The sequence below is a fragment of the Clavibacter michiganensis genome (genome assembly GCF_002151125.1).
Taxonomy (GTDB): domain Bacteria; phylum Actinomycetota; class Actinomycetes; order Actinomycetales; family Microbacteriaceae; genus Clavibacter; species Clavibacter michiganensis_C.
In genome coordinates this window covers 71,704-84,775 of the sequence record NZ_MDJZ01000016.1, presented here as the reverse complement: position 1 = coordinate 84,775, position 13,072 = coordinate 71,704, and the positions used below count along the sequence as shown (strand labels likewise).

Genomic DNA, 13,072 nt, shown 5'->3' with positions numbered 1-13,072 from the left:
GGGGCGACCTCCCGTCAGGGGCGCGGCGGATCCTGCGCGGATCGGAGGCGCGCCGCCAGCACGCCGGCCGCCTCGCGCAGCTCCTCCGGGCCGATCACGGAGAACGGCGCGTCGAAGCGGGCCACGGCGGCGAGGACCCCGGTCCACGACCACGAGCCGACGGTGATCCGCGTCGAGGTCGCGGACACCTCCTCCATCTCGCCGTCGCCGATCCACGGCGCCACGGCGCGGGCGGGCAGCTCGACGAGCACCTCGCCCGTGCACGGCCAGCGGTCCTCGGACTCAGATCCCCTCGCCCGAGCCGCGAGGAACGACCGCGCATCCGCCGCGGGCAGCTCCCGCAGCGCGAACCGCGGGCCCGTCGGCGTGCGCGGCCGCATCCGGTCGAGCCGGAAGGTGCGCCAGTCGTCGCGGTCGAGGTCCCACGCCACGAGGTACCACCGCGAGCGCCGGGCCACGATCGCGTGCGGCTCCACGCGTCGGGACGATCCCTCCTGCCCGACTCGGTCGGCCAGGTCGAAGCGCAGGGTCAGCCGGTCGCGGACCGCCGCGCTCACGGCCTCCAGCACCGCCGGATCCACGCGGGGCTCGGCGCCCGGTCCGGGCTCCGGCTCCGCGCCCGTGAAGCGGATGCCGTCGATCCGGTGCCGGAGACGCGACGGCATGACCTGCCGCACGGTCGCCAGGGCGCGCGCCGCCGCCTCGTCGACGTCGACGCCCATCGCGGGCGCCGCCTGGAGCGCGACCGCGATCGCGACGGCCTGCTCGTCGTCGAACAGCAGCGGCGGCAGCTCCGCCCCGGCCGCCAGCCGGTAGCCGCCGTCCGGCCCCTTCACCGAGCGGATCTCGTACCCGAGCTCGCGGAGCCGCTCGACGTCACGGCGGACGGTGCGCGGGGTGACCTCGAGGCGCTCGGCGAGGATCCGCCCCGGCCAGTCCCGCCGGGTCTGCAGCAGCGACAGGAGGGACAGCATCCGCGACGAGCTCCCGATCATGGATCCAGTCTCGCCGGAGTAGAGGACCGTCCCTGACCTCCACCCCCGGGAGAGTGCTCCTCAGCGGCCCGATCCCCGGCCCGCACCCACACGAGGAGACACCGTGAGCATCACGACCACCACCCACCTCAACTTCCGCGGCACCGCGCGCCAGGCGCTCGACTTCTACCAGGGCGTCTTCGGCGGGCAGGTCGCCGTCACGGCCTACTCCGACTTCGGCATGCCGGCCGAGGCCCCCGGCGCGGACAAGGTCGTCTTCGGCCGGCTCGAGACGGCCGACGGCTTCCGGCTCATGGCCTACGACGTGCCCGGCCACGACGACGCCGACGGCAGCGCGATCGCCGGCACCACGACGCGCGCCCAGGGCGCGACGATCACCGACCGCACCTTCTTCCAGTCGGTGCGGGGCGAGACGCTGGACGAGATCGAGGGCCTGTGGAACGGGCTCGGCGAGGGCGCGACCGTGATCGAGCCGCTCGCGGCATCCGCCTGGTCGGCGGGCTTCGGGATGCTCACCGACCGCTTCGGCGTGACCTGGATCCTCGACGTGCAGGCGCCCGCCGCGGGCTGATCGCGCAGCGCCCACGACGGCCGGGGCGCGCACGGACGCCGGGTCCGCGCGCGCCCCCGCATTCGCCAGGGGCCCGCATCTCCCCTATCGTTCACCTGAACGATAACGAGGAGGGCCCGTCCCGATGCCATCGATCGTCACCACCCGCACCACGCTCGCCGGCGCGAGCGCGCGCACCCTGCGCATCGCCGACCGTCCCGAGCGACCCCGCACCCCGAGCCGCCGCGCCGTCCTGGCGGGCACCGCCGGGATCGCGGGTCTCGGCCTGCTCGCGCTCACCGGATGCGCCCCCGGCGCGCGCAGCACGACCATCCCGGAGGCAGCAGCGACCGGCACGCCCGTGCGGGGCGGCCGCCTCCGCGTCGCGCGGCCGGCCGCATCCGCCGCCGAGACCCTCGACTCCGCGAGCTCGCTGTCGGCGTACGAGTACCTCGGCGCCCTCTACAACCGGCTCGTGAGGCTCGACGAGCAGGGTGAGACGATCCCCGACCTGGCCGAGGAGTGGTCGGCGTCGCCCGACGGCGTCATCTGGACCTTCCGCCTGCGCCGCGACGTGCGGTTCCACGACGGGACGCGCTTCACGGCGGCCGACGCGATCGCCTCCATCCAGCACGTCATCGATCCCGCCACGGCCTCCCCGCAGGGCGGCGTGCTCGGCGACATGCTCGACCCGGGCAGCATGTCGGCGCCGGATCCGCACACCCTCGTCTTCCAGCTGAAGACCCCCAACGCGGAGTTCCCCTCGCTGCTCACCGCGTACCAGTGCTACATCGTGCCGGCCGACGCCATCGGGACGATCGGCCGAACCGGCATCGGCACGGGCCCGTTCCGCCTCTCGTCGTTCCAGCCCGCGGGATCCGGCAGCGTCGAGGCCTTCGAGGACCACTTCGCCGGGCGCCCGGTGCTCGACGGCATCGACTTCTCCTCCATCCAGGACACGACGGCCCGCGTGAACGCGCTGCTCGCCGGGCAGATCGACCTGATCTCGCAGACCAACCTCGACTTCGCGACCGCGCGGGTCGTCTCCGCCTCGAGCCGCGCCACGGTCGCGCGGGTGGAGAACGCGCAGTGGTACACGATCCCGATGCTCGCCACGAGCGCCGAGTTCCAGGATCCGCTCGTGCGCCAGGCCATGAAGCTCGCCTACGACCCCGAGCAGGTCCTCGCGACGGCGCTGCAGGGCACCGGGACGGCCGGCTGGGACAACCCCGTGCCGCCGTCGCTCGCCGCGTTCGTCGACGTCGACCGCGCCTACGACCCCGAGCAGGCGAAGGCGCTGCTCCAGAGGGCGGGCGTGCCCGGGCTCCGGACCACCATCCACACCTCGAGCTACGAGTCGGTGTTCACGCCCATGGCCGTCGCCTACCGCGACCAGGTGAAGGCGGCGGGCATCGACCTCACGGTGACGAACGCCTCCTCGGACTCGTACTACACGGAGATCTGGATGCAGAAGCCGCTCATGGTCAGCTACTGGTTCACGGGCCGGCCCATCGACCAGCTGCTCAACCAGATCTTCCGCACCGGCTCCTCCTACAACGAGAGCGCGTGGTCGAACCCGACCTTCGACGCGCTCCTCGACGACGCCCGCGCCACGATGGACGACGACCGGCGGCGGATGCTCTACCAGGACGCCCAGCGGATCGTGGTGGAGGACAGCGCCGACATGACGCCCATGTTCGGCGACCGGCTCGTGGGCATCTCCCGCGACGTCGTGAACTACCGCGAATACGGCTTCGAGTTCGACCACCTCTCGATCGGGTTCCGCCGATGAGCGTCACCGCGCAGGTCCTGCGCCGCCTCGGCACCGCGATCCTCACGATCGTGCTCGCGTCCCTGTTCGTGTTCCTCGCGATCCAGCTGCTGCCGGGAGACGTGGCGCAGCAGCTCCTCGGCCAGGACGCGACGCCCGAGGCCGTCGCCGCGCTCCGCGAGTCCCTCGGGCTCGACCGGAACGTCTGGCTGCGGTACGGCGACTGGCTGCTGGGCGCCGCGCGCGGCGACTTCGGCACCTCGCTCGTGAGCGGGGATCCGGTCGCGCCGACGCTCCTCGCCGCCTTCCGCAACAGCATGCTCATCGCGGTGCCGGCGATGCTCGTCGGCGTGACGCTGTCGCTCGCGCTCGGCGTCGTCGCGGGCGTCCGCCGGGGACGCACCAGCGACTCGGTCATCAGCATCGTGAGCCTCGTCGTGATGAGCGTGCCCGAGTTCATGGTCGCCACGGTGCTCGTGCTGCTGTTCGCCATCACGATCCCGGTCTTCCCCGCCGTCGTCCTCCGCGGCACCGACGCCACGGTCGCCGAGCTGCTGCCCTCGGTGTGGCTGCCGGTGATCGTGCTGACGCTGGCCATGGCCGCCTACATCGTGCGCACCATGCGCTCGGCGACCGTCGACGTGATGGCCTCCGAGTTCGTCACCACGGCCGAGCTCAAGGGCCTCACCACCCGGCAGGTGGTGTGGCGGCACGCGGTGCCGAGCGCGCTGCTGCCGACGCTCAACGTCGTCGCGCTCAACGTCGCCTGGCTGCTCGGCGGCGTGGTCGTCGTCGAGAACGTCTTCAACTACCCCGGCATGGGGAAGCTCATGCTCGAGTCCGTCTTCACCCGCGACCTGCCGACCATCCAGGCCATCGCGCTGCTGAGCGCCGGCGTCTACGTGGTCTGCAACCTCGCAGCCGACCTCATCGCCCTCGCGCTGGATCCACGGCTCCGCACGAGGCAGACCGCCCGCCGCACCCGGCCCGCCCGATCCCCGCGCTCCATCACCCGACGGAAGGCCCGCGCATGACCGCGACGCCCCTGCCCACCCGCCGCGGCGGCCGCCTGCGCGCGTGGACGAGCCCGCTGCGGGGATCGACGGCGCTCACCGTCGGGCTCGCGATCATCACGGTGCACGTCGTGCTCGCGGTGCTCGCGCCGTGGATCGCCGGCCACGACCCCGTCGCGACCGACTCGAACGACGTGCTCTCCGGCACGACCTGGGCGCACTGGCTCGGCACCGACCAGTACGGCCGCGACGTGCTCTCGCGCACGCTCAACGGCGGCCGCTACGCGCTCGTCGTCACCTTCCTCGCGACCACCATCGCGGTCGCGGTCGGCACGGTCGTCGGCTGCGTCACCGCGTACGCCGAGGGCTGGCTCGACGAGGTCGTCATGCGCGTCGTGGACGCGCTGCTGAGCGTGCCGTCGATCCTCGCGCTGCTGGTGGTGGTGACGGTGTTCGGATCCGGCCTCTGGGTCATCGTGCTCGCGGTGACCGTCGTGTACGCGCCCGCCGTGACCCGCGTGGTGCGCGGCGCCGCGCGGACCGTGATCACGCAGGACTACGTCACGGCCGCCCGCGCCCGGGGCGAGCGGCCGCTCAGCGTCGTGTTCCGCGAGATCCTGCCGAACGTGCTCGACGTCGTGCTCGTGGAGTACGCGATGCGCGCGTCGTGGATCGTGCTGCTGATCTCGTCGCTCTCGTTCCTCGGCTTCGGCGCGAACCCGCCGACGCCCGACTGGGGGCTGATGGTGCAGGAGAACCGCACCGCCCTCACGGTCGTGCCGCTCGGCACGCTCGCGCCGATCGTGGCGCTCGCGACCCTCGTGGTCGGCCTCAACCTCAGCGGCGACGGGCTCAGCAAGTCGCTCGGCGTCGACCGCGCGCAGAGGGGGATGGCATGACGCCCGGCGGCTTCGAGGACACGCTCACCGGCCAGGTGCGGCTCGGCACGGTCGTCCGCGTCGCCGACCTGGCGATCTCCTACGCGGCCGGGAGCGCCGACGTGCCGGTGGTCCGCGGCGTGGGCTTCGAGATCCGCGCCGGGCGCGCGCTCGGGCTCGTCGGCGAGTCGGGCAGCGGGAAGTCCACGGTCGCGCGGACGCTCCTCGCGCACCTGCGCCGGGGATCCCGGATCGTCGCCGGATCCGTGGAGGTCGGCGGCGAGGACGTGTTCGCCCTCTCGCCCGCCGCGACGCGGGCGCTCCGCGGCGGCACCGCGGCGGTCGTCGCGCAGAACGCCGGCCAGGCGCTCACGCCCTCGATGCGCGTGGGCCGCCAGCTCCGCGAGGCGCTCGAGAGCCACGGGCTGCCGAGCGAGGACGAGCGGGTGCTGGAGCTGATCCGCCTCGTGCGCCTCCCGGATCCCGCGACCATCGTGCGCCGGTACCCGCACCAGCTCTCCGGCGGGCAGCAGCAGCGCATCGCGATCGCCATGGCCGTCGCCGCGCGCCCCCGGGTGCTCGTGCTCGACGAGCCGACGACCGCGCTCGACGTCGTGACGCAGGCGGCCGTGCTGACCCTGATCCGCGACCTCGCCCGCGAGCTCGGCATGGCCGTGCTGCTCGTCAGCCACGACCTCGGCGTCGTCTCGACGATGGTCGACGAGATCGCGGTGATGCGCGACGGCGTGATCGTCGAGCACCGGCCGACGGCGGAGCTGTTCGCGTCGCCCGAGCATCCGTACACGCGGGAGCTGCTGGCGGCGATCCCGGGGAGCACAGCCCCGGGCGGCGCCGGCACGGACGCTCCGGGCACCGTTCCCGCCGCGGAGACCCCGATGGTCGTCGCCGACGGCCTCGTCGTCCGGTACGCCCGCGGCCTGCCGCCCGCGGTGTCCGACGTGTCGTTCACCATCGCGCCGCGCGAGACGCTCGCCGTGGTCGGCGAGTCCGGCAGCGGCAAGACCACGCTCGCGACCGCCCTGGCCGGGCTGGTGCCCACCGAGTCGGGCACGTTCCGCTTCCAGGGCGACGGCGTCACGGGCGACCTGACCTCCGCGGTCGCCGGCCGATCGCCCGAGCTCCGGCGCGCGGTGCAGCTCGTGTTCCAGAACGCGGACACGTCGCTCAACCCCCGGCGTACCGTCGGCGCGGCCATCGCCCGGCCGCTGAAGCTGTTCACGGGCCGTGCCTCGGCCGAGCGCGTGGGCGAGATCCTCACCGAGGTGGGGCTGTCGCCGGAGTTCGCGTCGCGGCTGCCGAGCCAGCTCTCGGGCGGGCAGCGGCAGCGCGTCGGGATCGCCCGCGCGCTGGCCGCGGGCCCGCAGCTCGTGATCGCCGACGAGATCACGACGGCGCTCGACGTGCGCGTGCAGGCGGAGATCCTCCAGCTGCTCGCCGACCTGCAGCGCGACAAGGGACTGAGCTGCCTCTTCATCAGCCACGACCTCGCGGTCGTGCGCGGCGTCGCGGACCGCGTGGCCGTGATGACCGGCGGGCGCATCGTGGAGATCGGCCCGACCGAGCGCGTGTTCCAGGGGCTGAACCACCCCTACACGCGCCAGCTGCTCGCGGCGACGCTCGAGCCCGGCGCCACCGAGCTGCCGGACGTCGCCGACGTGACGGCCACCTGGCGCGACGCCGCGGGTGGAGGGTGGAGGGAGCTCGGCGACGGGCACCGGATCCGGGACTGGGAGGACGCACGATGACCGACGCCGCACGAGGGACGAGCCCGACGACCGGGGCCGACGCCGATGCCGGCGTGTCGCAGCGCGACGTCTGGATCCCGATGCCCGACGGCGCCCGCCTGCACGCCCGCATCTGGGCGCCCGCGACCGACGAGCCCGTCCCGGCCCTCCTCGAGTACCTGCCGTACCGGCTCGACGACTGGACCGCCCCGCGCGACAGCGAGCGGCACCCGTGGTACGCGGCCCACGGCTACGCGTCCATCCGCGTCGACATCCGCGGCACCGGATCCTCCGACGGCCTCTTCGTGGACGAGTACTCCGCGCAGGAGCTCGACGACGGGGTCGCCGTGATCGAGTGGATCGCCGCGCAGGACTGGTGCTCGGGCGCCGTCGGCGTCTTCGGGATCTCGTGGGGCGGCTTCAACGGCCTGCAGCTCGCGGCCCGCGCGCCCGAGGCCCTGAAGGCCGTCGTCACCGTCTGCTCCACCGACGACCGGTACGACGACGACGTGCACTACATGGGCGGCGCGGTGCTCGGCATCGACATGGCCGCGTGGGGCGCGACGATGTTCGCGTTCAACTCCCGGCCGCCGCGGCCCGAGGTCGTGGGCGACGGCTGGGTGGAGCGCTGGCGCGAGCGCCTCGAGTCGAACCAGCCGATGACGCCCACCTGGCTCGCGCACCAGGAGCGCGACGACTACTGGCGCCACGGCAGCGTGTGCGAGGACTACTCGGACATCTCCGCGGCGGTGCTCGCGGTCGGCGGCTGGGCGGATCCGTACCGCGACGCCGTGCTGCGCCTCGTGGAGAACCTGCCCGGCCCGGCCAAGGGCATCGTCGGCCCGTGGTCGCACCAGTACCCGGACCGCGGCCTCACGCCCGGCCCGTCGATCGGCTTCCTGCAGGAGACGCTCCGCTGGTGGGACCGCTGGCTGAAGGGCGTCGACACCGGGGTGGAGGCGGATCCCGCGCTCCGGGCCTTCCTCAGCGACTCCGAGCCGCCCGCCACGAGCTACCCGGTGCGCACCGGCCGCTGGGTCGCCGCGGAGTCGTGGCCGCCGCCGGCGTCCGTCGCCGCCCAGCCCGTGCTGCCGCTGACCGTGTTCCACGGGCCCGTCCCCGCGGGCGACGCCGTCGTGATCCGCTCCCCCCAGCGCACGGGCCTCGACGCCGGCCGCTTCTTCCCCTTCGGCAACGCCACCGACCTGCCGCCGGACCAGCGCGCCGAGGACGGCCTCTCCGTCTGCTTCGACCTGCTCCTCGACGAGCCGCTGGACGTGCTCGGCAACGTGCTGGTCGACCTCGCGGTCACGAGCGACCTGCCCGACGCGAACGTGATCGTGCGGCTGTGCGACGTCGCCCCCGACGGCGCGTCCACCCTCGTGACGCGCGGCGTGCTCAACCTCAACAAGCGGGTCGACCGCGCCCGGATCGACCCCATGGTCCCGGGCGAGGAGGTGGTCGTGCGCGTCCCGCTCGTCGCCACCGGCCACTCCTTCCCCGCCGGGCACCGGCTGCGCATCGCGGTGTCGTCGGCGTACTGGCCGTGGATCTGGCCGCACGCCCGCGAGGCGACCCTCATCGTCGAGCCCTCCCGCAGCACCGTGACCCTGCCCGTCTGGACGCGCGCGGAGGACGACGGCGTGCGCTTCGAGGAGGCCGTGCAGTCGACGCCGCTCGCCATCCAGCGGATCCCCGACGACTCCGGCCTGCCCGAGCGCAGCGTCTCCCACGACGTGGCGACCGGCGAGTGGACGCTCGACGTGGACCCCGGCTACGGCGGATCCCGGATCTACCCCGACGGCCTCGTCTTCACCGAGTCGAGCCGCGAGACGTACCGGATCACCGAGGGCGACCCGCTGTCCGCCGTCGCGGAATCGCGCTGGGCCATCGGCCTGGAGAAGCCCGGCTGGCGCGCGCGGCTCGAGACGACCTCGCGCGTGACCGCTGACGCGGACGCCTTCCGCGTGGTCAACACGCTCAAGGCCTGGGCGCGCGACGGCGGCCCGGACGCGCCCGAGGTGCTCGTCGCCGACCGCACGTTCGACGACCTCGTGCCGCGGACCTCCGCATGAGCGCCGGCACCACCGCGACCGCGACCGACGGCGCGGCCCGTCGCGGCGGGAAGCGCGAGAAGCCGGAGGTCCGGCGGGCGATGATCGTCGAGGCCGCCCGCGCCGTGATCCTCCGCCAGGGCCTCACCGCCACCGGCCTCCGCGACATCGCGGCCGAGGGCGACGTCTCGGTCGGCACGGTGACGTACCACTTCGGGAGCGTCGCGGAGATCCTCGACGAGGTCGTCGTGCTCGAGACCGACCGGTTCTACGCGTCGATCGTCGAGGAGGTGGACGCCGACCCGGATCCGGTGCACGGGATCCGCCTGCTGGTCGAGCCGCTGTTCACGGGCGACGACGAGGCCGAGTCGCACTGGCGCCTCTGGTCGGACTACTGGACCGCCGTGGCCCGCCAGCCCGGTCTCACCGCCGACCGCCTCGAGCGCATCCGCGTGTGGGAGGCGTGCCTCGTCCGCACGATCCGCCGCGGCGTCGAGGCCGGCACGTTCCGCGCGGTGGACGCGCCCGAGGTCGCGCTCAAGCTCGCGGCCTTCAGCGACGGGATCGCGACGCAGCTCTCCCAGAAGGTCCCGGGCCTCGACAACGCGCGGGCGCTCGAGTGGATCTGGACCTTCCTCGACGCCGAGCTCTCCGACGGGTCGCCGCTCTTCCGCTGAGCCCGCGCGTGCCGTCCGACCCGCGGGCGGGCATGATGAGCGAGGCGACGCGGCCCGAGGGCGCGCGGTCGCCGACCGCCCGTCGTCACCGCTCCCGGAGGATCCATGCTCATCGAACCCGTCGACGCCGCCCGCGCGCACGTCAGCAGCCACGTCGACCCCGAGGACTTCGACGCCTTCTGGGCCGACACGCTCGCCGAGGCCGGGAGCCACGACCTCGACGTGCGGCTCGCGCCCGTGCAGACCGACCTCGCGCTCGTCGACGTGCAGGACGTGACCTTCGCGGGATCCGGCGGCACCGACGTGCGCGCCTGGCTCCGCACCCCGCGCGGCGCGACCGGCCCGCTGCCCACCGTGGTCTCGTACGTCGGCTACGGCGGCGGCCGCGGACGCGCCGAGGAGACGCTGATCTACGCGGCCGCCGGCTTCGCGCACCTGCAGATGGACACCCGCGGCCAGGGCTCGTACTGGAGCGCCGGCGACACGGCCGACCACGGCGAGGCCGGACCCGCGATCCCCGGCTTCATGACCCGCGGGATCGCGTCGCGCGACACCTACTACTACCGCCGCCTCTTCACCGACGCCGTGCGCGCGGTCGACGTCGCCCGGTCGCTCGACGTGGTGGATCCGTCGCGCATCGCCGTGCAGGGCGGCAGCCAGGGCGGCGGCATGGCCCTCGCGGTCGCCGGCCTCCGCGACGACCTCGCCGCGGTCTCCGCGTACGTGCCGTTCCTCTGCGACATCGAGCGGGCCACCCACATCACCGACGCGTACCCGTACCACGAGGTCGTCGACTACCTGAAGACGCACCGGGGGCGCGGCGAGGACGTGCACGCCGTGCTGCGGTACTTCGACGGCGTCGCGTTCTCGCGTCGCGCCACCGCGCCCGCCCGCTTCTCGGTGGGGCTCATGGACGCGACCTGCCCGCCCTCCACCGTCTACGGCGCGTTCAACGCGTACGCGGGCGAGAAGGAGATCATCGAGTGGGAGTACAACGGCCACGACGGCGGCGGCATCGACGACGAGCTCGGCACGATCGCGTTCCTGAAGCGCACGATGGGGTGAGGGCGGGCGCGGGCGAGACGCGGATCCGCTCCCTGATCGGGGGCATGACCCGCCCCGAGGTCGGCCGTTCCGCGTAGCCTGGGATCACCTCGCCGGTGGAGCGAGCGGACCGGGAGGACGTCATGCCCCGGCCCCGCATCCGCCCCGCGAAGTCCTCCAAGCCGGGTGCCCCGCCGCCGTCCGTGGCCGCCCGCGTCGCCGCGGATCCGGCGCAGAAGGAGGTCCTCGTCGAGGAGGCGCTGCTGCTCGTCGGCGTCGCGCTCCGGATCCAGATGGGGAACCTCATCATCCTGCGCACGCTGCGGGAGCGCCGGCCGTTCGACGAGGAGTCGCTCATCGAGGCGCTCCGCGGCGAGCTGGCCGAGCTCATCGGCGAGAAGCGCGGCGAGGCCGAGCGGCTGCGCATGGCCCGCGACCGCGCCGCACTGCGCGACGGCAAGGGCAAGCGGCCCGACGACTACCGCGAGGGCGACGTGCCGGGCCTCCGGCTGCGCGCCGAGATCGCGGAGGAGATCGTGGAACGGCTGGGTGCCCTCTCGCGCGACCCGGCGGCGCTCCGCGAGGTGCTGGTCATCGCGCGCGACTCGGCGCTCGAGCAGATCGTGCGCGCGCGGCTCGCCCCGCAGCTGCTGCCCGGCGCGTTCCCCGAGGAGGGGCGCGACGACCGCGTCGACGAGCTGCGCGCCGAGGTGGCGCGGCTGGCGGCCGATCGGGAACGCGTCGCGGAGGTGGCCGAGGCGCGGCTGCAGGGGCGCGCCCGCGCCCGCACGGCCGGCCGGGGTCGACCGCAGAAGGTCTGAGCGAGACCGGATCCGGCTCGCACGGACCGCGGGCCTCAGGGCTCAGGGCGCGAGCGCGAACCGGGGCTCGACGCGCTCGCCGGTCGCCGCATCCGCCGCGAGGCTGCCGATGAGCGGCGCGAACTTGGCGCCGTGGCCGGAGCAGGGCGAGACGATCGTGATCCCGTCCACCCGGTCGATCACGAAGTCCTCTGTGGGCGTGCTCGTGAAGAGGCACGTGGCCTCCGCGTACGGCACGGGCTCGACGCCCGGCAGGTTGCGGCGCACCCACTCGACGACACGGGCGCGGTTGGCGGGATCGACGACGCCGTCCTGGTGCGCGGCCGACGGGATCACGCGCCCGCCGTCGAACTCGGCGACCTTGTGGCCGCGGCCCTCGACGTCGCGGCCGCCGGGCAGCGCGTAGACCTGCATGCGCTCGTCCATGTGGATGGAGGTCGGCACCGATCGAGCGGGCGGGCCGTCCATGTACGCGAAGTGGAACACCTGCTCCTGCCGCACGCGCAGCGGCGGGATGCGGTCGAGCGCCGCGCGCGGCAGCGGCAGCGCGCCGCCGAGCAGCTCGGGCAGCCAGGCGCCCGCGCCCACCACCACGCTGTCGCCCTCGACGCGGCGGCCGTCGTCGGAGGTCACGACGAAGCCCGCGCCGACCCGCTCCACCCGCTCGGCCGTCCAGCCCTCGTGCACGACGGCGCCGTGCGCGACGGCGAGGTCGAGCATCGTGCGCACCGCGGCCTCGGCGTCGACCACGCCCGCGGCCGGGTGGAACAGCACGTCGGAGTCGAAGGCCATCTCGGGCCAGCGCCCCTCGGCCTCGCGCGCGCCCATCAGCTCGTGCTCGATCCCGACGCGCTCCAGCACGCGCGCGAGCTCGGCCGGGCGGCGCACCAGTCCCGAGTCGACGGATCCGGTCGGGGTCACGAGCCGCGCGCCCGTGGTGCGCTCGAGGCGATCCCAGAGCACGCGGGCGTCGCGCATCAGGCGCACGTAGAAGGGGTCGTCGTAGGCGTAGCGGAGGATGCGGGCGGATCCGTGCGAGCTGCCCAGCATGCTCGCCGGCCGGTCGCGCTCCAGCACCGTGACCTCGTGCCCGCGGCTCGCGAGCTGCCACGCGGTGGCCGCCCCCGCGAGCCCCGCGCCGATGACGACATGGTGCGATGCGCGCCCGCGCCCGGTGGATCCCGCCATGCGTCCAGGCTACGGGGGCCTGCGGCGGCAGACCGGGCCCGGCGGGAGGCCGTAACCGGTGCGGCTCGTGGAGGACTGCGGCAGGCGGCCTCAGAAGAGGAAGACGCGGATCAGCATCGCGCCCCAGCCGACGAAGGCGCACGCGAAGCCCGTCAGGAGCATGGACCGTGTCGGCCGACGGTTGTCGACCATCCCGTGGGCCGTCATCCAGACGAAGCAGACCATCAGGCCGACGAGGCCGACGACCGACAGCACGAGGAGCGCCGCCTCGACCACGTCACCCACGGGATCGCCTCAGGAGTCCCCTGGCGCACTCGACCTCGTCCGTGTTCCCGG

12 protein-coding genes are annotated in these 13,072 nt (G+C 74.1%); 9 read left to right on the top strand and 3 right to left on the bottom strand.

Features of this window, described 5'->3' with window-relative positions; genetic code table 11:
- Window positions 1–14 precede the first annotated feature (14 nt).
- On the bottom strand, window positions 15–995 hold the full coding sequence (locus tag BFL37_RS09785; protein ID WP_086514938.1) for a helix-turn-helix transcriptional regulator: 981 nt from the start codon (window positions 993–995) through the stop codon (window positions 15–17).
- Window positions 996–1,098: 103 nt separating this feature from the next.
- Here BFL37_RS09785 and BFL37_RS09780 point away from each other — a divergent pair, with 103 nt between their 5' ends.
- The 9 genes from BFL37_RS09780 (at window position 1,099) to BFL37_RS09740 (ending at window position 11,548) form a co-directional block, all read left to right on the top strand.
- Window positions 1,099–1,566: a VOC family protein gene (locus BFL37_RS09780; RefSeq protein WP_086514937.1), complete on the top strand. Its 468-nt coding sequence runs from the start codon at window positions 1,099–1,101 to the stop codon at window positions 1,564–1,566.
- A gap of 124 nt (window positions 1,567–1,690) precedes the next feature.
- Window positions 1,691–3,337, top strand: coding sequence for an ABC transporter substrate-binding protein (locus BFL37_RS09775; protein WP_172403787.1), 1,647 nt, complete (start codon window positions 1,691–1,693; stop codon window positions 3,335–3,337).
- Window positions 3,334–4,350 carry an ABC transporter permease gene (locus tag BFL37_RS09770; protein WP_086514936.1) on the top strand — a complete coding sequence of 339 codons (1,017 nt, stop codon included), beginning with the start codon at window positions 3,334–3,336 and terminating at the stop codon, window positions 4,348–4,350. The genes BFL37_RS09775 and BFL37_RS09770 overlap by 4 nt, the downstream gene beginning before the upstream one ends.
- On the top strand, window positions 4,347–5,228 hold the full coding sequence (locus BFL37_RS09765) for an ABC transporter permease (RefSeq protein WP_086514935.1): 882 nt from the start codon (window positions 4,347–4,349) through the stop codon (window positions 5,226–5,228). Before BFL37_RS09770 ends, BFL37_RS09765 begins: the two co-directional genes overlap by 4 nt.
- Window positions 5,225–6,973, top strand: coding sequence for a dipeptide ABC transporter ATP-binding protein (locus tag BFL37_RS09760; protein ID WP_086514934.1), 1,749 nt, complete (start codon window positions 5,225–5,227; stop codon window positions 6,971–6,973). The genes BFL37_RS09765 and BFL37_RS09760 overlap by 4 nt, the downstream gene beginning before the upstream one ends.
- Window positions 6,970–9,027 (top strand): CocE/NonD family hydrolase, encoded by a 2,058-nt coding sequence (locus tag BFL37_RS09755; RefSeq protein WP_086514933.1) that lies wholly within the window; start codon window positions 6,970–6,972, stop codon window positions 9,025–9,027. The genes BFL37_RS09760 and BFL37_RS09755 overlap by 4 nt, the downstream gene beginning before the upstream one ends.
- Window positions 9,024–9,683: a TetR family transcriptional regulator C-terminal domain-containing protein gene (locus BFL37_RS09750; RefSeq protein ID WP_086514932.1), complete on the top strand. Its 660-nt coding sequence runs from the start codon at window positions 9,024–9,026 to the stop codon at window positions 9,681–9,683. The genes BFL37_RS09755 and BFL37_RS09750 overlap by 4 nt, the downstream gene beginning before the upstream one ends.
- Before the next feature lie 105 nt (window positions 9,684–9,788).
- Entirely contained in the window at window positions 9,789–10,748 is a 960-nt protein-coding gene (locus tag BFL37_RS09745) for an acetylxylan esterase (RefSeq protein WP_086514931.1), read from the top strand.
- A 122-nt stretch (window positions 10,749–10,870) separates the two neighbouring features.
- Window positions 10,871–11,548 carry a hypothetical protein gene (locus BFL37_RS09740; protein ID WP_241533943.1) on the top strand — a complete coding sequence of 226 codons (678 nt, stop codon included), beginning with the start codon at window positions 10,871–10,873 and terminating at the stop codon, window positions 11,546–11,548.
- Between the two features lie 42 nt (window positions 11,549–11,590).
- On the opposite strand, the gene BFL37_RS09735 is transcribed toward BFL37_RS09740, so the two are convergent.
- Window positions 11,591–12,736: an FAD-dependent oxidoreductase gene (locus BFL37_RS09735; RefSeq protein WP_086514929.1), complete on the bottom strand. Its 1,146-nt coding sequence runs from the start codon at window positions 12,734–12,736 to the stop codon at window positions 11,591–11,593.
- Between the two features lie 90 nt (window positions 12,737–12,826).
- Window positions 12,827–13,021, bottom strand: a complete 195-nt coding sequence (locus BFL37_RS09730; RefSeq protein ID WP_086514928.1) for a hypothetical protein — start codon at window positions 13,019–13,021, stop codon at window positions 12,827–12,829.
- Between the last annotated feature and the right edge of the window lie 51 nt (window positions 13,022–13,072).